The 18,730-nt window shown below is 63.3% G+C and carries 15 protein-coding genes, 4 tRNA genes and 1 pseudogene; 12 read left to right on the top strand and 8 right to left on the bottom strand.

What is annotated here, in order from left to right; translation table 11 throughout:
• The first annotated feature begins 25 nt into the window (after window positions 1-25).
• From J0W34_RS18435 to J0W34_RS18425, 3 genes are all read left to right on the top strand, one after another.
• Window positions 26-601, top strand: a complete 576-nt coding sequence (locus J0W34_RS18435) for a sigma-70 family RNA polymerase sigma factor (RefSeq protein ID WP_227816710.1) — start codon at window positions 26-28, stop codon at window positions 599-601.
• A complete protein-coding gene (locus J0W34_RS18430; protein ID WP_230969727.1) occupies window positions 598-1,284 on the top strand; it encodes an anti-sigma factor in 687 nt (228 codons plus the stop codon). Before J0W34_RS18435 ends, J0W34_RS18430 begins: the two co-directional genes overlap by 4 nt.
• Before the next feature lie 162 nt (window positions 1,285-1,446).
• Entirely contained in the window at window positions 1,447-2,007 is a 561-nt protein-coding gene (locus tag J0W34_RS18425) for a cytochrome P460 family protein (protein ID WP_230969726.1), read from the top strand.
• Between the two features lie 246 nt (window positions 2,008-2,253).
• On the opposite strand, the gene J0W34_RS18420 is transcribed toward J0W34_RS18425, so the two are convergent.
• Window positions 2,254-2,841, bottom strand: coding sequence for a ferritin-like domain-containing protein (locus J0W34_RS18420; protein ID WP_227816707.1), 588 nt, complete (start codon window positions 2,839-2,841; stop codon window positions 2,254-2,256).
• A gap of 125 nt (window positions 2,842-2,966) precedes the next feature.
• Here J0W34_RS18420 and J0W34_RS18415 point away from each other — a divergent pair, with 125 nt between their 5' ends.
• Window positions 2,967-3,866: an AEC family transporter gene (locus tag J0W34_RS18415; RefSeq protein WP_230969725.1), complete on the top strand. Its 900-nt coding sequence runs from the start codon at window positions 2,967-2,969 to the stop codon at window positions 3,864-3,866.
• Between the two features lie 353 nt (window positions 3,867-4,219).
• Here the strand turns inward: J0W34_RS18415 and J0W34_RS22340 are convergent.
• The 4 genes and pseudogenes from J0W34_RS22340 to J0W34_RS18395 form a co-directional block, all read right to left on the bottom strand.
• Window positions 4,220-4,609: pseudogene (locus J0W34_RS22340) on the bottom strand (PhaM family polyhydroxyalkanoate granule multifunctional regulatory protein); the annotation flags it as partial.
• Between the two features lie 99 nt (window positions 4,610-4,708).
• Window positions 4,709-6,643 (bottom strand): hybrid sensor histidine kinase/response regulator, encoded by a 1,935-nt coding sequence (locus J0W34_RS18405; protein WP_230969724.1) that lies wholly within the window; start codon window positions 6,641-6,643, stop codon window positions 4,709-4,711.
• The gene (locus J0W34_RS18400) at window positions 6,640-7,563 is read right to left on the bottom strand and encodes an ABC transporter substrate-binding protein (protein WP_230969723.1); all 924 of its coding nucleotides are present in this window, start codon (window positions 7,561-7,563) and stop codon (window positions 6,640-6,642) included. The genes J0W34_RS18405 and J0W34_RS18400 overlap by 4 nt, the downstream gene beginning before the upstream one ends.
• Window positions 7,564-7,570: 7 nt before the next feature.
• Entirely contained in the window at window positions 7,571-9,616 is a 2,046-nt protein-coding gene (locus tag J0W34_RS18395; RefSeq protein ID WP_230969722.1) for a TonB-dependent receptor plug domain-containing protein, read from the bottom strand.
• A 285-nt stretch (window positions 9,617-9,901) separates the two neighbouring features.
• Here J0W34_RS18395 and J0W34_RS18390 point away from each other — a divergent pair, with 285 nt between their 5' ends.
• The gene (locus tag J0W34_RS18390) at window positions 9,902-10,537 is read left to right on the top strand and encodes a response regulator transcription factor (RefSeq protein WP_227816702.1); all 636 of its coding nucleotides are present in this window, start codon (window positions 9,902-9,904) and stop codon (window positions 10,535-10,537) included.
• A gap of 53 nt (window positions 10,538-10,590) precedes the next feature.
• Here the strand turns inward: J0W34_RS18390 and J0W34_RS18385 are convergent, their stop codons facing one another.
• From J0W34_RS18385 to J0W34_RS18375, 3 genes are all read right to left on the bottom strand, one after another.
• Window positions 10,591-11,346 (bottom strand): P-loop NTPase family protein, encoded by a 756-nt coding sequence (locus tag J0W34_RS18385; RefSeq protein ID WP_230969721.1) that lies wholly within the window; start codon window positions 11,344-11,346, stop codon window positions 10,591-10,593.
• A 91-nt stretch (window positions 11,347-11,437) separates the two neighbouring features.
• On the bottom strand, window positions 11,438-12,199 hold the full coding sequence (locus tag J0W34_RS18380; protein WP_227816700.1) for a class I SAM-dependent methyltransferase: 762 nt from the start codon (window positions 12,197-12,199) through the stop codon (window positions 11,438-11,440).
• Window positions 12,200-12,297: 98 nt separating this feature from the next.
• Window positions 12,298-15,837 carry an indolepyruvate ferredoxin oxidoreductase family protein gene (locus J0W34_RS18375; RefSeq protein ID WP_230969720.1) on the bottom strand — a complete coding sequence of 1,180 codons (3,540 nt, stop codon included), beginning with the start codon at window positions 15,835-15,837 and terminating at the stop codon, window positions 12,298-12,300.
• A 220-nt stretch (window positions 15,838-16,057) separates the two neighbouring features.
• Between J0W34_RS18375 and J0W34_RS18370 the strand changes: the two genes are divergently transcribed.
• The 7 genes from J0W34_RS18370 (at window position 16,058) to nusG (ending at window position 18,708) form a co-directional block, all read left to right on the top strand.
• Window positions 16,058-16,142 (top strand) — tRNA-Tyr (locus tag J0W34_RS18370).
• 84 nt (window positions 16,143-16,226) lie between these two features.
• Window positions 16,227-16,300, top strand: a tRNA-Gly gene (locus J0W34_RS18365).
• 17 nt (window positions 16,301-16,317) lie between these two features.
• Window positions 16,318-16,392 (top strand) — tRNA-Thr (locus tag J0W34_RS18360).
• Window positions 16,393-16,461: 69 nt separating this feature from the next.
• Window positions 16,462-17,652 carry an elongation factor Tu gene (tuf, locus tag J0W34_RS18355; RefSeq protein WP_227816688.1) on the top strand — a complete coding sequence of 397 codons (1,191 nt, stop codon included), beginning with the start codon at window positions 16,462-16,464 and terminating at the stop codon, window positions 17,650-17,652.
• A 70-nt stretch (window positions 17,653-17,722) separates the two neighbouring features.
• A tRNA-Trp gene (locus tag J0W34_RS18350) sits at window positions 17,723-17,798 on the top strand.
• A 26-nt stretch (window positions 17,799-17,824) separates the two neighbouring features.
• Window positions 17,825-18,172 carry a preprotein translocase subunit SecE gene (gene secE, locus J0W34_RS18345; protein WP_227816698.1) on the top strand — a complete coding sequence of 116 codons (348 nt, stop codon included), beginning with the start codon at window positions 17,825-17,827 and terminating at the stop codon, window positions 18,170-18,172.
• Between the two features lie 2 nt (window positions 18,173-18,174).
• Window positions 18,175-18,708 (top strand): transcription termination/antitermination protein NusG, encoded by a 534-nt coding sequence (nusG, locus tag J0W34_RS18340; RefSeq protein WP_227816697.1) that lies wholly within the window; start codon window positions 18,175-18,177, stop codon window positions 18,706-18,708.
• Window positions 18,709-18,730: the final 22 nt, after the last annotated feature.

Raw genomic sequence — 18,730 nt, 5'->3', positions numbered from 1 at the left:
GCCATCCAGGTGCCGGGGGCACACTATGTTAGACGACCAACAGATCAAGCATCTCATCCTGCGCAGTGCCATGCGCGAGGCGGATGCCTTTCAAACGCTATATGAACTGACTTCGCCGGTGCTCATGTCGGTGGCCTGGAAGGTCACGCTGCGCAAGGAGCTGGCCGAAGAGGTGTTGCACGACGCCTACGTGAAAATCTGGAACGACGCGAGCCGCTTCGATGCCAGCGCTACCCGGCCGGTGGCCTGGATGGCCACCATCGTGCGCAATCGCGCCATCGATGTGGTCAGCCGGGCCGACGTCAGCCGGGTGGCACAGGTCGAGGATGTGGACGTGATCCTCGACCGCGACTTCGACTGGCACGGCTCGGCCGAAAGCCACGAGGAAGGCCGCCAGATGCACAGCTGGCTGCAGCATTGCCTGTCCGAACTCAAGGGTAGCGAGCGCCAGGCGCTGGTGCTGTCCTACCTCCATGGGCTCAGTCATGGGGAGCTGGCCAGTCATCTGGCCGCGCCGCTCGGGACCATCAAGTCCTGGGTGCGGCGGGGCATGCGCAGCCTCAAGAGCTGTGTCGAGAGCTGCTCGGGGGTGCAATCATGAGACTGGGGCGGTCGGAGCACCTTGACGCCCTGTGTGGCGAATACCTGCTCGGCACCTTGCGAGGGGCGGCCCGCCGCCGCTTCGAGCGGGCACTGCGGCAGGAGCCCTTCGTGGCCAGCCGCCTGGCCAGTTGGCAGAACCTCATGATTCCCAACCCCGCGGAGACGCAGCGCATGCAACCGGATCGTAAAGTCTGGCAGCGCATTTCGCAGGATCTGTCGCTGCACAAATACAAAACGCCGTGGTACGCCCGCATCGGGCTGTGGCGCGGCTGGGCACTGGTGACAACGGCCGCACTGGCCGTGTGGGTGGGTTCGTCCCTCATGGTCGTTCAACCGCAACTGGTCGCAGTGTCCACGCTGAGCAGTGGCGAAGGGGCCAGTGGTGTGAAGGTGTCCATGTCGCCCGATCATCAGTGGATGGAAATGACGCCGAGCCGGCCGGTGCAAGCCTCGCCGGGGCAGAGCTACGAAGTGTGGCTGGTGCGCAAGGATGGTTCGGCGCCGCTGTCGATGGCTGTACTGGCCGCGCTCGATGGTCGGGTCGAAGTGCCCGAGCCCCTGCGTGCGCTCATCACCCGTGGTGACACCCTCGCCGTGTCGGTCGAGCCCGCCGGGGGCTCTCCCACCGGTGCGCCGACGGGGCCGATCATCCTGTCGGGCAGGATTGATCCGCAAGTCTGATTTTTCGCTGACCAGGCATGGTCATTCACGCCCGCCCTGTGCGGGCGTTTTTTTTGAACAATTTTGATCGGGCGTGCATCCAGGACTGAATCTGATTCGTACAGGGGGCGTATCCATGCCGATACGTGTGAGCTGAAAAAACAATGCCTGGAGGAATCACCGATGAAAACCACGACAAAATCCACCACTCTGGCCCTCGCTGTCATCGTCTCAGCCCTCGGGCTGGCCGGCTGTCATCACATGGCGAAGAGCGATTCGTCCATGGCCGCGCCCATGGACGGGCAGGTGGCCACGCCTGAAAACTACCGCGCCTGGCCCAAGTTCGTGCAGACCGTGGACAAGGCCGCCGCAGGCCAGGTGCGCGAGATCTACATCAACACCATGGGCACGAAGATGACCAAGGGCGATGCCTTTCCCAACGGGACCGAGTCGGTCATGGAGATTTACGCGGCCAAGATGGGCGCGGACGGCAAACCGGTGATGAACGGCAACGGTCGTCTCATCAAGGGTGACCTCAAGAAAGTCTTCGTCATGAAGAAGGGTGAAGGCTGGGGCGCCGCGCAACCGGCCGGCACCGTTGATAACGGTGACTGGGTCTATGCCGCGTATGAAGCGGACGGCACGACGCCGGCCAAGGTGGACTACAACAGTTGTCGGGGCTGTCACGCGCCCCTCAAGGACGCTGACTACGTAGCCCGCTACGATGAGCATTTCGCGATGTAGTTGCCTGCGCGCAAAGCATCCGGAAGGTCGCTGCGGCGACCTTTTTTTGCGTTCAATGCCGGAGCGGACGGAGGCATGGCCGCACGACGCGCGACGGTTCGCGCGGCCGGCACCCGGCGAGCCACCCGCTGTCGGCGTCACGCCAGGGGACGGCACATCGGTGTGTCACTGATCGAGTCCCGGAATCCGGTTGTCGACAGACGCAAAAAAGGCCGCCGCAGCGGCCCGAAGGGTGGCATGGATGGATCAACCGATGAAGGCAACCGGCACCGGGTCCTTGCCCAGGGCGCCGAGCAGCACCGACCAGTGCATGGTCTCATCGCCCAGAATCGAGGCTGCCGCCTTGGCCAGGTCGCGGTTGGTGAATTGCGGCACCGCGCCCAGGTAGGCTTCCGCCGCGCCTTTTTCCAGGCCTGCGGCAAAGCGCAGGACATCGGCCTGGCTCTTGAGATCGCCGACCGGGAATCCGTAGTCCTCAGCCTTCTTCGCGACCACCGGGGTGCCGCCGAGTTGAGCGATGGTGCCGGCCAGCACGTCGGCGTGCGCCTTGTGATGGGACTGGAAGCCCACCGCCGTGACCATGACCGACTTGGACAGCAGACCTGACTCCGCACCCACCTGATAAGCGGCAATGGCCTGGTACTCCAACCCCAGTGCGACGTTGAGAATGGCGATGTCGTCCTGCTCCGACTGACTGCCCTTCATGGCCAGCGCGCGGCCGGGCAGGGCCAGTCCGGTGGCGGCAACAGCCCCCAGGGCGAACAGGCTGCCGGTCTTGAGGAACGTGCGACGGAATTGAGTGGTATCGACGCTTTGATCTTGAATGACTTTCATGGGTCTCTCCAGAACTGTGCGGCCGGCCCGAGTGGCCCGCGCTGATGTCTGTACGGGCATCGTCGCGGATTGGATGCGGACGCTACGGATCGACGGGAGAATCCCGCAGCAGATAAGCTCCGGTCATGGACACCTTTCTTCTGCTTCTGCCGGACTTTGCGCTCATCCTGCTGGGGGTGTGGCTGCGCCGCCAGGCCGCGTTTTCCAATGGCTTCTGGATGGGGCTGGAAAAGCTGGTCTATTTCGTCCTCTTCCCCGCGCTGCTGTTCAATGCGCTGGCAAAGGTCGAGATTGATCTGGCCACGACGCTGCCCTTGTTCCTGGCGGGCCTCACCGTGATGGTGAGCGGCTTCGTGCTTGGCCTGCTGCCGCGCAAGTGGATGGGGCTGGACGACATGAGCTTTGCCTCCCGCGTGCAGTGCGCCTACCGGTTCAACACCTATATCGGCATGGCCATCGCCGGCAAGGCGTTTGGTACGGCCGGACTGGCCACCATGGGCGTTCTGGCCGGCACCATGGTGCCCTTTGCCAACGTGATGGCGGTCAGTCTGCTGGCGCGGCACGGGCAGGGGCGGGTGTGGCGTGAGCTGGTGCGTAATCCCCTGATTCTGGCGACGCTTGCAGGCTTGCTGTTCAACGCTACCGGCCTCACCCTGCCGACGCCTGCAGCGTCGTTTCTGGGCCGGTTGGCAGACGCTTCGATCGCCCTCGGCCTGCTGGCGGTGGGCGCTGCCCTGCGCTGGGGGCGCATCGGCGGGCACTGGGGCGGCACGGTATGGATCGCGGTGGTCAAGCTGATGGCCTTGCCGGCCATCGCCTGGTTTGTCACCGTCTGGTATGGCCTCGAAGGGCTTGAGCGCAGTGTGGTGGTGCTGTTCGGCTCCTTGCCCTCCGCGTCTTCAGCCTACATCCTTGCGACGCGCATGGGCGGGGACGGACCGGGCGTGGCCTGGCTGATTTCGGCCACCACGCTGGCAGCCATGCCGACCATGGCGTTGTGGCTCGCCCTGCTGGGCGCGGGCTGACGGCGCGCCCGGGGCAACGACTCGGTTTATTTCTTGGTGGTGCTGCGCGTGCTGGCCGTGCCGGTCGTGCGCTTTGCCGTCGAAGCGGGCTTTTTCGCAGCCGTTGTGGTCTTGCGGGTGGCGGGTTTCTTGGCGGCCGGTTTCGCAGCTGTCGTGCGCTTGGCGGTGCCGGCGCTCTTGCGTGCAGGGGCTTTCTTCGCCGGGGCCTTGGTTTCGGTGTCCTTGCCGGCGTGCTCCATGACCTGGAATGGCCACATCGCTGCACTCGCTGCTGCGTTCGTGGCGGCTGCCGCAGCGGTGGCAAAGGCGTTGGCCGCATCGCCCGCAGCCTGTGCCGCCTTGGCTGCCGCCTCGGTGTTCTGGGCCGAGGTGTCGTCCTCGGACGCATCCTCTTCAGGGGGCTCGGGCTCCGCTTCGGCCTGCTGCATCCAGGGCCAGCCCGCGAAGGGATTGACCATCTGTTCTTCCGGCTCGGGGGCGCCTTCGGCGTGACGGCGCGCTGCGTCGCCCATGTGCTTGATGGTCATCAGGGTGGCGCGTTGCATCTCCAGCCCCTGAATGCTCATCTGCAGCATGTTCAGGTTCATTTTCAACCAGCCCTCAACCGCCTTCATGTCGGTGATGCGCTTGTCGAGTTCGTCCACGTCCATCGTCGGGGTGACCATGCCCGGCAGATTGAAGCCCATGCCCTTCCACATGTTGCGCACAAATTCGAGGGGGTCGTTGCTGGATTCCTGCGACATGGCGTTGCTCCCGAAAAGCCGATGAATAGGTGGTTTCAGCGACCATCCTAGCGCAGACGCACGCCGGGTGCATGATGCACGGCAGCATGCCGGCGTGTTTCAAGGGCTGTCTTGGGTGGCGGCCGATTCGTCCGCTTCGTGGGTTTGCAGCAGGCGCTGGAGCACGGCACGCATCTTGGCCGGGCGCACGGGCTTGTGCAGCATCGGCACGCCGGCGGCGCGGGCCTTGTTGATGGTGTCCGAGCCGGTATCGCCGGTGATGAGAATGCAACGCACCTGGTAGCCGATCCGCTGGGTCACGCCGGTAACCACCTCAAGGCCGGTCTGGTGTCCCTGGAGCCGGTAATCGGTGATGAGCACCTCGGGTGGAAGGTCCGGGTCGGTCAGTGCGAGGGCTTCGTCGAGCGAAGCGGCGCCGGTGACATCGCAACCCCAGGCGGCCAGCAGGCTGTCGAGGCTGGCCAATGCCAGTGGATCGTCGTCGACAATCAGCACCCGTGTGCCGGAGAGGTTGCCCGGCGTGCGGACCATGGGTTCGCTGATGGGCGTGACGCCGGGCTCACAGCGTTCGAGCCGGACGCCGAATACCGAGCCCTGGCCGACCCGCGAGCGCAAGGTCAGGTGATGACCCAGCAGCTGGGTGAGGCGACGCACGATGGCCAGGCCAAGGCCGAGCCCTTTGGTGCGGGCACGCTCGGGATTGTCCAGCTGGACGAATTCTTGAAAGATCACCTCCTGCTTGTCCGGCTCGATGCCCTTGCCGCTGTCGCGGACCTCGAGACGCAGATGACGCCCGTCTGGCCGGCAGGCCAGCAGGATGGTGCCCGAGGGCGTATAGCGAATGGCGTTACTGACCAGATTGGAGAGAATGCGCTCGAACAGCAAGGGGTCGGTGCGCACCCAGGCCCGGCAGGGGCGGACCCGCAGCTGCAGCCCGCGCTCTTCGGCCCAGATCTGGAAATCATTGGCGATGCGATCCAGGATCGGCTGGATGGGCGAGGGGGCAATCTTCGGCTCGAGTGCGCCGGCGTCGAGTCGAGAGATGTCGAGGAGCGAGTCGAGCAGGTTCTCCATGGCATCGGCCGATGCCTGGATCTGACGCACCAGCCGGTGGGTTTCCGGCGGATGGGGGTGGTCGGCCAGTTCGGCGATGAACAGGCCGAGCGCATGCATGGGTTGGCGCAGGTCGTGGCTGGCGGCGGCGAGAAAGCGCGACTTGGCCACGTCGGCGCGCTCGGCTTCGTCGGTGCGGCGGCGCAATTCTGCCGTGGCCTCGTCAATTTTCTGCGTCATCTCTCGATGGGCGTATTCGAGCCGCTCGGCCATGTCGTTTACGCCCATGCCCAGGCGGCGAAGACTGCCGCCACCTTGCACCGGGACCCGCTCATGCAGCTTGCCGGCGCCGATGCGCGCAACGGTGCCCGCGACCTGGCGGATGGGCTCGCTCACGCCCTGGCTCATGCGCGACGCCAGTGCCACGCTGCCCAACAGCACCAGGATCAGCGCCGAGGCGCCGGCGTAGAGCAGCTCAGAGCGCTGTTCGATCAGTCGGGCGTTGGAAATGTCGATGATGATGGCCCCCAGCGGCGAGGCCGTGGGCACCGAGGTCAGGCCGTCGAAGCCCAGATCGCCAATGACGATGCGGGCCGGCAGAATCGGTTCATAGAAGCGCACCCGCGTCGGCAGCGTTTCCTGCTGCGCGCTGGTGACAGGCAGATAGGCGGGGGTGGGATTGAGGTTGCCTGCCTTGGTCAGCAGGCGCCCCCCGGGACTCAGGGCGACGATGCCTTCCACGCCTTCTTCTTTCAGCGCCGCTTCGAGCAGCCGGTTGAGGTCTTCCACGTTATTGGAAAACACGGCGTATTCCGTCGCCGTGGCCACCTGTCGTGCCAGTGCGCGACCGCGATCGGTGTAGGCCTGCTCAAGATCGGTCAGGCGCAGGTGGGTGAAGTAAGCAATCATGAACGCCCCGAGCACGATGGCCGGAACGACGGCTGCCAGCACGACCCGAGCGCGAATGCCCCAGCGCTTCATGGGCGACGTCCCTCGGTGGCCAGAATGCGCGCCTCCAGTTCGGCAGGGGTGGGCAACTCGATCGACAGGGAATGCGCGACGTGCGTGTTTGTGGAGACCGAGAACTGGGTGGGGTAGGCCGGCGGCGGCAGGTTGACGCCTTGCAGGGCGGCAATGGCGATGCTGGCCACCTGGTCACCGACCTGTTCGGGGGTGGAGTAGACGGCGGCCACGGCCCCCGCGCGCACATAGGCCGGGGAGAAACCGATGACGGGGGTGCGCTGGCGATAGGCGGTCAGCAAGATGTTCTGGATGGTGAAATTGTTGTAAACCACGTTGTCCGGTACGGCAATCAGCGCTGAATACGGGTCGAGCACATCACGCAGTGCGTTGTACAGATCGGCCGAATCATCGACACGAGCGCTGCGCACATCAAGGCCGCGCTGGCGGCCCGCCGCCGAGAGGGCGGTTGCATAGCGCACCGAAGCATCACCATAGACCAGCGCGAGCTTGTCGATCTGGGGCAGGGCTGCTTTGATCAGGGCAATCTGTCGACTGGCGGGTTGATCAATGAACACGGCCGTGCGCTGCGAGCCCGGCCGTGGCGGCTGCATGCGATCGTAGGTCTGGTGTGTCAGCAAGGCGCAGATCAGGCGGTTGGGCTGATGCGACATGATGACATCCGTTGCTGCCTGCGTGCCGATGGTCACCACCAGGGTTGCGCTGGCCAGTTGGGCGGACGACGTTTCTGCCACCGGAACCGACTGGACGACGAGCTCCGGCGAAAACCGCGACATGCGCTCGCGTATCCGGGTGGCCGTGCGCTCGTAGGCGTCCGACCCGTCGCTGAGGACGAGCAGCGTCTGCCCCGCCCACGCTGAACCGCGTCCACCCGATAGGGCGGCGAAGATCAGCAGAAGGAAGATGCAGGCGCGGCGCATGTCGGGATCAGTAGGTCAGTCGAAGCGTGACGTAGCCCTCTGGAGGGCGACTGATTTCCGGACGATAGTCGGAGACGGCTCCGGCGATTCGATCCATTCCGACGGCAAGTTCGGCCGTGGTGTTGCCCGTTCGCCAGCGCTTGGCAATTCGGGCGCTGGCGTGGTGGTAGCCGTGAATCCAGTCATCATCGTCGTACCAGCTCATCATGCCCATGTACCCCCAGCCGCCACTGAGTTGCCATTGCCAGGGAAGTTGCGTCGCTGCGAACAGGAAGAAGGCCTCGCGCGGCGCACTGATCTGAGCTTCGATCACGTTGCTGTCGATATCGGTGTAGGTGTAGTGACCGCCGATCCACGCGTCTGTACCCCAGCGATAAACGCCCGATAGCTCGGCGCCATTGATCGTCGCAGACGCACCATTGATGTAGAGCGGGCTCTCACCTTTGGAGTTGAGCGGCGGCGGCGGGGAGATGTTGCTGGCGGTTGTCTTGCGCTCGAGCAGTTGGTTGATCTCTTCGTTGAAAACCCGCAGGTCAATGCTGCTGAAACCGTCGGTCGACTGGAATCTCAGTCCGATTTCATGGGCAGTCACCTTCTCGGGACGAAGGTCGCCCGAAGGCTGCAAGGTCTGAGCGAGGACGTATCCGCTGCGGGCCTCGGCATAGCGGACATCGGCCTGACGCTCGAATGGAGAGGTGTTGCGATACCCGCGGCTGACTGCGGCCCGGGTCGTGAGCTGTTTGTTCAGATGGAGGTTGACCGCCAGTCGTGGCGATACACGCGGCCCGGTTTCGCTGGTGTCTTCTATCATGGCGCCCGCGTTGAACGTCCACATCGGCGGTAGTCGGTACTCCAGGTTGGCGAACAAGCGTCGCTGGCGGATGTGAATGTCGTCGTCGCGGCTGAAGACGCGTTCTGAACGGACGCGGTCATTTCGGATGCCGCCGCCCCAGACCAGTCGAGCGCGCTCGCCAAGCAAGGTCTGGTGCTCCAGTTCGATGTCGTCACGCAGTGCCCGGTTGTTGATGGAGCCGTCCACGTAAGCGTCCGCGGGAATGCCGTTCGACACGAAGAAGGCATTGACGGCTGCCGGAGAAAAACCGGCCACGTTGATCAGGTAGGAGGACAGTGAGGGGAGGCGGAACCCGGGGTCCGTGTAACGCTCTTCCTGATGGAAATAGGTGAGCTTGAGTTCATCTCCGCTGGCCAGTTGCCTGCGCCAGCGAGCTTGTGCGAAGCCCGTGTACGAGTCGGTGCTCCGCTCCGGGTCCGTGATGTCTTCCGCCGCGCCTTCGTCTGCGCGCGTGTCTACAAAGCCCAGATGAATCTCGAGTGTGTCATCAGGGCTCAGGGGCCAGTCGATGCGTCCGTCAATGCGTTGATTGCGGTAGCTGTCGTGATTGGGGTCGGTGCCGTCACTACGATTCTGCCCCAGCGTGAGCCGCGCGGTCGCGTCTCCCAGACGTTGCCTTACGGAGACCATCTGGTCTTGGAGACCGTTGGCCCCTTCGGTGATCCGTGTGCGAAAGCGCGGCGTATCAGCGGCAGGACGGGTGACGATATCGACGATGCCCAGAAATGCATTGCTGCCGTAGGCCGCAGAATTTGAGCCGCGGAAGACTTCGATACGCTCGATATCGTCGATGTCGACCGAGAGCTTGGCCCACTCGATAGCGCTGCCGAAGTAGGGCGAATAGGCGGAGCGGCCATCCACCCGCACCAGCATGCGACGCGACTGGTCATCCGAAAGTCCGTGGTATGTGGTCAGCGGCGTCGCGCCTTTGAAACGACCCAACTGGAACCCCGGGGCGTACTTGAGCAGTTCGGCAAGGTCGCGCGCGCCAGATGCTTCGATCATTTGCCGGTCAATGACCGTGACGGCACCCGGGGCATCATCCAGAGGTTGAATCAAGCGTGCGGCGGACAGCACCACCGGCATGTCGCCGAAGATGGTCAGCTCGGTGGCCGCCGCCGAGGGCGTCGCCGCAAGCGAGGGAGAGAGCGATGCGCCGAGCATCGAGACGCCGACAAGGAGGGGCAACAGACGGGCCATGTGGGAAAGGCACTGGGTTAACCCGGCCATTGTTGCGTTAATTATCGTCCGAGGCCAGTGCCCGGACTGCATTAATCGGTGTTGCCGTGAATTTTGTTGTTGATCGCCGATGTCATGCGGTCGTGCCTCAGGTATGCTCAGACCTACGGGCGAAATTCCGGCGTGATATCGGGATTCGTGTTGACAATAGATCGATCATGCTATGCTTTCGGAATGAATGCGATGAACCAAGTTGCTGCTAAAGAACTCCCTTCGCGGCACCCGGAATCGATCGGAGGCGATTTCGTGACGAATATTCTTGTGGTTGAAGATCATGTGCTGGTGCGCGAGGCCATGGCGCAGACGCTCTCTCGTCTGGATGACAACGTAAAGTGCGTTGGCGTCAAGGCGGCGGACGAGGCGCTGGCCGAGCTGGAAAAGGATCCTGACCGCGATCTGGCCGTGATTGATCTGATGCTGCCCGACATGAACGGTTTCTCGCTCCTGGGCATCCTGGCCAAGCGTTTTCCGGAGTTGCCGTGCATCGTTGTCTCGGCCCTGGACGACAGCGCCTCGATTCAGCGTGCCATGCGCTCCGGGGCGTCCGGCTTTGTGCCCAAGTCATGCTCCAGCGAGGAATTGCTCAGTGCCATCCGCACGGTGCTTGACGGCGGTGTCTACACACCCAAGGACGACAGCAGCAGCGCGGCGGCCCGCCGGCGCGGCGGTGCGCCGATTCAGGAGCGCTTCGGCCTGACCACAGCGCAGACACGCGTCATGGAGTTGCTTGCCCAGGGCAAGACCAACCGGGAAATCGCCGACTTGCTGGGCCTGTCCGAAGGCACGGTGAAGGTGCACATGTCGGCCATTTTCCGCGCGCTCAACGTCAGCAATCGGGCCCAGGCAGTGCTGGTCATCACCCGGCACGGCGCCCGACTCTGAGTTGCATCGAACGCGCAACTGAAAAGCCCCGGTGATTGCCGGGGCTTTTTCATTCAGTGGGCGGCGTAGGCGTCCATGGTTTCGTCCGGCGCCTCGCAGGGCTCATCTGGCGGCTCTGCCGCAGGTGCGTGGGCGGCAAAGCCGGTTTCGGGGAGGTTGCTCGCCCCGGGCGATGACGTCTCCGGTTCGTCGGCGACGTCGGTGTACTGAATTTCCAGCACCTCCATCATCTGCCTGGCCAGGCGCCGGCAGGTATTCGACAGTTGCGTCGGCAGCTGCTCCGGAATCTCGCTTTGCAGCAGCAGCTTGGACGACGACAGACTGTTGACGGGGCGCAGGATGCGATGGCGATAGGCCCCCATCATCTGTGCCACGTTGCGGTCGGCCGCCTCGCGGGCCCACGGGTTTGTCGGCCACTGGGAGGGCAGGGCGTAGGCGCGCGGGAAATGTTCCAGATCGTTGAGAACGGTGCGGATGTCTTCGTGCGATTCTCGAAAGGGCAGGAGCACGATGTCGGCCAGTGCGTAGAGCTGGCGATCCACCTCGTGTCGATTGCCGCCACCGTCGATGACGCCGATCCAGCCGTCGAGTGATCGCAGCTTGGTCGCTACTTTGGCCAGCGCCTCGGGCGTGCGCGCGTCGGCGGTGACATAACGCCGTCCATCCGGTCGCAGGGGCTCGCGGGCGGTGTCGGTCAATACGCAGGCTGAGCGCTGGCCTAGCAGGCCCAGTCCCTGGCAGAGCATGTGTGACAGGGAGGTCTTGCCGGTGCCGCCCTTGTTTCCAATGATGCAGATGATGTCAGCCATAACGGTCGTTCCTGTGCGCGGCGACGTGGCCGCATGCATTGCATTATCCGCAGGCGAAGGGAAGTCCCGTGGCTGAAATTGACCCGATTTTTTATCCCTTTTTCTGTCTTTTGGCCGAGCGGGTTCGGCCCGGGTGGTACACATAGAGCGGTCGCGCTCCATCGCTTTCGGGGTCGATCACCCGGTCCGGTTCGACATCCGGAACCGGGAAGCTGTTGCTGATCAACAGTGCGTCCGGGCGTAACTCCCGCTGGGCCTTACCCCAGACATCGGCCATGGGCACGGGTGACAGGAAGACATACACCACGTCGTACATGGACCAGTCGTGCTGCCAGAAATCCCCCCGCCGCCATAGCAGGTTGGCCTGCCTCCGATTGAGCAAGTATCCGATCAGCCAGGGGCCGGGGGCTGCTTCGAAGCCCACAAAGCTTGACTCAGGGCGTTGTCGGGCCAGGGGGCGAAGGACGGTACCTGTGCCGGCGCCCGCGTCGAGGAAGTGGATGCTGTGTGTGGGCAGCAGCTTGGCCAGCGCGTTCAGGGTTGGCCGATTGCTCAGGAAGAGTGGCACCCGGGTGCGAAAACTGCTCCAGTAAAACACGGCCAGAACCGCGAAGGCAGCCAGATACCACCCGGGGGCAACGTTGAATTGGCTGGCCGCCCAGATCAGGGGCGTGAACGCCAGGTGGACCCAACGCCACCAGCGCTCGGAACGCAGCACGTGAGCGAGGCCGGCCGCCGCGACCGCTTGCGTGAGCGCCAGGGCCACGCCACGCAATGGCACGCCCAGGTACAGCGCGGCATAGACGAGTGCCCAGGCCACCACCTGGGCGAGGATGAAGCGCAGAACAGGCACGGCGACAGTCGGCGGTTGTGGGCGGATGCTGCATCGTAGTCCGCCAGTGCGCCATCCAGTCCCCGTGTGTGGCGGTAAAAACGGGCGCTTTTCTCCTCTCAGGCGGCGCGGCGATTGTCGGTGCTTTCGGCGGTGACGGTCGACATGTCGCGCCATTGTTCGAGCAAGCGCTCGCGCTCTGCTTCGGCGCGCTTCATGTTCGCAGCCTTGATATGCCCGTAACCGCGGATCGTGGCGGGGCACTCGGCGATCTGCACCGCCAGGGGATGACGCAAAAAGCTCAAGGTATCGAGCAGTTCGGCCACGTCCGCCTCATAGCGCGTGATCAGTTCGCGTTCAGCGCGCCGTTCGGATGTCCAGCCGAACGGATCCCAGCGCGTCCCTCGCAAGCGCTTCAGCCGGGCTAGAAGACGGAAGATGTGCCGCATGCCCTTGCCGTAGCTGCGTTTCGGGACGCGACCGGTGCGTGGGTCGACACGTGCGGTCAGCGGCGGCGCCAGATGGAATCTGACCTCGTACTCGCCTTCGAACGTGGCCCCGATCCGGGCCCAGAAATCCGGGTCGCAGTAGAGGCGCGCGACTTCATACTCATCCTTGTAGGCCAGCAGGCGGAAATAGTGAAAGGCCACGGCCTGCGTCAGGCGTTCCGAACCCAGCGTCGCCTCCGCGCGCCGAACGCGCTCGACAAGCTGGCGATAGCGTTCGGCGTACGCGGTGTCCTGGTAGCCGCTCAGCCATTGGGCTCTTCGCTCAATCAGTGCGTCGAGGTCGACTTCCTTCTCGGCAGTGGCTGCCTCGGGCGCCGCGATGCGCTCGACGCGCGCCAGGTCGTGCGCGGCGCGGCGCCCCCACAGGAAGGCGGCCTTGTTCATGTCGATGGCGACGCCGTTGAGTTCGATCGCTTGCATCAGACTCGCGTGACTGACCGGAACCATCGCCTTTTGCCACGCGTACCCGAGCAGGAACAGGTTGGTGGCGATGGCGTCACCCATCAGCCGGGTCGCCAGCGCAGTAGCGTCGAAGAAATCGGCACGCGCAGCGCCAATCGCATCGCCAACCGCGCGCTCCATGTCGGCGAGGGGAAACTGCCAGTCCGGATTCTTGGCAAATTCGGACGTTGGCGTTTCGGCGCAATTGATGATGGCGCGCGTGCGCTCGGCCGACATCTTGGCCAAGGCTTCCGAGCTGGTCGAGACCACCACGTCACCCCCGATGACGGCATCCGCCTCTCCGGCCGCGATGCGCACGGCGTGCAGATCATCCGGATGATTCGCCACCCGGATGTGAGAGAACACCGAGCCCCCTTTCTGGGCCAGTCCCGTCATGTCAAGCACGGTGACGCCCTTGCCATCCAGGTGCGCCGCCATGCCGATGAGCGCACCGATGGTGACCACGCCGGTCCCGCCGACGCCCGTCACGAGAATGCCGAAAGGTCTCGATGTCTCCGGGATATCGGGCGAGGGCAGGCTTGGAAATGCTGACTCGGAGATGGTCTGCGCGGAGGGTTTGCGTAAGCCCCCGCCTTCGATGGTCACGAAACTGGGGCAGAAGCCGTTCAGACAGGAATAGTCCTTGTTGCAACTGGACTGGTCGATCTGGCGCTTGCGGCCGAACTCGGTTTCGACGGGGAGGATCGACATGCAATTGCTTGCAGTGCCGCAATCGCCGCAGCCCTCGCACACGGCCTCGTTGATGAACACGCGACGGGCCGGGTCAGGGTAGGTACCGCGTTTGCGGCGCCGGCGCTTTTCGGCCGCGCAGGTCTGGTCGTAGATGAGTGCGGTAACGCCGCCCGATTCGCGCAACTCGCGTTGAATGGCGTCCATTTCATCACGGTGCCGGATCGGTACATGGGCGATGTCGCTCGGGCCGTAGTCGCGCGCAGTGCCATCGTTAACGACCACGACGTTATGCACCCCCTCTGCCTGGAGCTGTCGGACGATCTTGGGCACCGTCAGTTCACCGTCGTGGGGTTGGCCGCCGGTCATGGCGACGGCGTCGTTGTAGAGGATCTTGTAGGTGATATTCACCCCGGCGGCCACCGCCTGGCGGATGGCCAGCAGACCGGAATGGAAGTAGGTGCCGTCGCCCAGGTTGGCAAAGATGTGCTTCTCTTCGGTGAAGGGGGCCTGACCCACCCAGGGCACGCCTTCCCCGCCCATCTGCGTGAACGTGCCGGTGCGACGCTCCGGCATCCAGGTGACCATGTAATGACACCCGATACCCGCCAGGGCGCGACTGCCCTCGGGGACGTGCGTCGAGGTGTTGTGCGGGCAGCCGGAACAGAAGGTCGGGACGCGATCGATTGAGAAATCACGTGCCGCCAGCGCAGCCTCTTTGGCCTCGAGAAACGTCAGGCGGGCTTTGATGCGGTCGGAGGTGAAGAACCTGGCGATCCGTGCCGCGATCACGCGTGCGATCATGGCCGGCGTCAGTTCTCCGGCGGCGGGGAGCAGCCAGTGACCGTGATCGACCGTCCCGTCACTGCGGGGGGTCGAGGACCATTCCCCTTTCTCGTCGAACTTGCCGACCACCCGCGGCCGAACGTCTTCCCGCCAGTTGTAGAGTTCTTCCTTGAGCTGGTACTCGAGTAACTGCCGTTTTTCTTCGACCACGAGAATTTCGTCGAGCCCTTCTGCAAATGCGCGGACGCCCGAGGCCTCCAGTGGCCACACCATCCCCACTTTGTACAGCCGGATGCCGATCTTCGCCGCCAGTGCGTCGTCGATACCGAGATCGTCAAAGGCCTGACGTACGTCCAGATAGCTCTTGCCGCTGGTAATGATGCCCAGACGAGGCTCCGGCGCGTCGATCACCACCTGGTTGAGTTCATTGGCCCGGCAGTACGCCAGCGCCGCGTAGAGCTTGAAATTGAGCAGTCTTCGCTCCTGCACCAGCGGGGGATCCGGCCAGCGGATGTTGAGCCCGTCGGGTGGGCGTTCGAAGTCGGCGGGCGTGCGGATCTCGATGCGGGCCGGATCGACATCGACCGAGGCCGAGGTTTCCACCGTGTCGGCCAAAGCTTTGAAAGCAACCCAGCAACCCGAATAGCGCGACAGGGCGTAGCCATGAATGCCGAAGTCGATGTACTCCTGAACACCCGCCGGGGCCAGCACCGGCATCATCATCGACTTGAAAAAATGGTCGGTCTGATGCGGAAAGGTCGACGACTTGGCCGCATGATCGTCGCCCGCGACGACCAGCACGCCCCCGAACTCGGAACTCCCGGCTGCGTTGCCATGCCGGAACGCATCCCCGCTTCTGTCCACGCCTGGTCCCTTTCCGTACCACAGCGCGAACACGCCGTCGTGCTTTGCCTTCTGGCTCAGCGCGACTTGTTGAGAGCCCCAGACCGCCGTGGCGGCAAGATCCTCGTTGATGCCGGGCTGGAAAACGATGTGGTGGCTGGCCAGGTGGTCGCGCGCCTTCCACAGGGTCTGGTCAAGCCCGCCCAGAGGTGAGCCGCGGTAGCCCGACACGAATCCGGCCGTATCCAGTCCGGCGCGCTGATCGCGTTCTTTCTGAATGAGCAGCAGGCGAACCAGTGCCTGATAGCCGGTCAGAAAGACGCGACCCTTGGCGGTCGTGTATTTGTCATCAAGGCTGAGAGGCGTTTGTCTGTCGGCAGACGAATCCATGTGAATCTCCGCAAAAAATCGTGTTTTTCCGGTTCGATGCTCAGCCCTCGTGAGGCCGGTCGCACACAGGGGGCAGACGCCTCCAGCATAGGCGGATTCCGCGCCGTGACAATCACGGCATACCCTGATGCTGTTGTTGGATACTGCACGCCCGGCCAACTATTTTGGAAAAAGGGTTTGACATGCCTAAGTGGGCGGGCTATAGTGCGGCGCTTCTCGCGGAGGGGTTCCCGAGCGGTCAAAGGGAGCAGACTGTAAATCTGCCGGCTCAGCCTTCGAAGGTTCGAATCCTTCCCCCTCCACCAGATTTTTTGGCAGTTGGACTGCGTCGTAAAGAGCGAAGAGCTCTTGGCGAGGCGGGCGGTGCAAAGGGTCGCAAAGCGTTGTGCGCGGGTGTAGCTCAATGGTAGAGCAGAAGCCTTCCAAGCTTACGACGAGGGTTCGATTCCCTTCACCCGCTCCAGAGTTGGTTATTGGTAGGCCCATGTAGCTCAGTGGCAGAGCACTCCCTTGGTAAGGGAGAGGTCGGCAGTTCAATCCTGCCCATGGGCACCACGCCTCGACTCGATGCGGCCGGTGTGAATCGTACAGCGCGTAATCCGAATTTCGTACAGAGGTAGCGATATGGCTAAGGGAAAGTTTGAGCGTAACAAGCCGCACGTGAACGTTGGCACGATTGGTCACGTTGACCATGGCAAGACCACGCTGACGGCCGCCATCACCACGGTGCTGACCGCCAAGTTCGGTGGCGAAGCCAAGGACTATGCAGCGATCGACAGCGCGCCCGAAGAGAAGGCGCGTGGTATCACGATCAACACCGCACACGTCGAGTACGAGACCGAAAGCCGTCACTACGCTCACGTTGACTGCCCGGGTCACGCCGATTACGTGAAGAACATGATTACTGGTGCCGCCCAGATGGACGGCGCGATTCTGGTGTGTTCCGCCGCTGACGGCCCGATGCCGCAGACCCGCGAACACATCCTGCTGGCCCGTCAGGTTGGCGTTCCGTACATCATCGTGTTCCTGAACAAGTGCGACATGGTCGATGACGAAGAGCTGCTCGAGCTGGTGGAGATGGAAGTTCGCGAACTGCTCTCCAAGTACGAGTTCCCGGGCGACGACATCCCCATCATCAAGGGTTCTGCACTGAAGGCCCTGGAAGGTGACCAGTCCCCGATCGGCGAGCCGGCCATCATGGAACTGGCAGCTGCGCTGGATAGCTACATCCCGACGCCTGAGCGTGCCATCGACAAGCCGTTCCTGCTGCCGATCGAAGACGTGTTCTCGATCTCTGGTCGCGGCACCGTGGTGACCGGTCGTGTCGAACGCGGCATCGTGACCGTGGGCGACGAACTGGAAATCGTGGGTATCAAGGACACCGTCAAGACCACCTGCACTGGCGTGGAAATGTTCCGCAAGCTGCTGGATCAGGGTCAGGCTGGCGACAACGTGGGCGTGCTGCTGCGCGGCACCAAGCGTGAAGACGTCGAGCGTGGTCAGGTGCTGGCCAAGCCGGGCTCCATCACCCCGCACACCCACTTCACGGGTGAGGTGTATGTGCTGTCGAAGGAAGAGGGCGGTCGTCACACCCCGTTCTTCAACAACTATCGCCCTCAGTTCTACTTCCGTACCACGGACGTGACCGGTTCGATCGTGCTGCCCGAAGGCACCGAGATGGTTATGCCGGGCGACAACGTGTCGATCACCGTGAAGCTGATCGCCCCGATCGCCATGGAAGAAGGTCTGCGTTTTGCAATTCGCGAAGGTGGCCGTACCGTCGGCGCCGGCGTCGTTGCAAAAGTGATCGAGTAAAAAACGCAAGCCCGTAAGGGCTGGCTGGAGCGCCCTGTCCCCCGACGGGGCGCTTTGTAGTCTCTGCTGCAGGGGTATAGCTCAACTGGCAGAGCGTCGGTCTCCAAAACCGAAGGTTGGGGGTTCGATTCCCTCTGCCCCTGCCATATTGTTTCTGAATCGTTGGACCTGAATGGCTGACAAGCTCAAGTTCGCGCTGGCGCTGATTTTGATCGCGGCCGGCGTGGCCGGATTCTACCTGCTCTCCGAGCAGGTTCTTGTGTTGCGTGTGCTCGCTGTGCTCGCCGGTGTGATTTCCGGTGCGGCGGTTGCGTGGTTTACCGAGCCAGGGCGCCGTTTCGCGGTGTTCCTGAAAGAGACCATCACCGAGACCAAAAAGGTCGTGTGGCCCACCCGCAAGGAGACGATGCAGATGACGGGAATCGTCTTTGCATTCGTGCTGGCAATGGCTGTCTTCCTTTGGCTGACGGACAAGAGCCTGGAGTGGGTCTTGTACGACCTGGTTCTGGGGTGGAAGTGAACATGACCAAGCGTTGGTACGTAGTGCACGCCTATTCCGGCTTCGAGAAGTCGGTGCAGCGCGCTTTGCTTGAACGCATCGCGCGTTCCGGCATGGAAGACAAGTTCGGTCAGGTGCTCGTTCCCGTCGAAGAAGTCGTCGAGATGAAGGGTGGTCAGAAGGCCATTTCCGAGCGCAAGTTTTTTCCCGGCTACGTCCTCGTTGAGATGGATATGGACGAGGAAAGCTGGCATCTGGTCAAGTCCACGCCCCGCGTGACCGGCTTTGTCGGTGGCACGGCCACCAAGCCGACCCCGATCTCCGAGAAGGAGGTCGAGAAGATCATGAGCCAGATTCAGGAAGGGGTTGAGAAGCCGCGCCCCAAGGTCCTCTTCGAAGTTGGCGAGGTTGTTCGAGTCAAGGAAGGTCCTTTTACGGATTTTCATGGCTCGGTCGAAGACGTCAACTACGAAAAGAGCAAGCTGCGCGTGTCCGTGACCATTTTCGGTCGCGCCACGCCGGTTGAGCTCGAATTCGGTCAGGTCGAAAAGACCTGACCAAAGTCGCCGCTCCTCGGGG

Source organism: Nitrogeniibacter aestuarii, assembly GCF_017309585.1.
Lineage (GTDB): Bacteria > Pseudomonadota > Gammaproteobacteria > Burkholderiales > Rhodocyclaceae > Nitrogeniibacter > Nitrogeniibacter aestuarii.
Note: the sequence above shows the minus strand (reverse complement) of the source record. Positions and strands in the feature narration are given on the sequence as shown.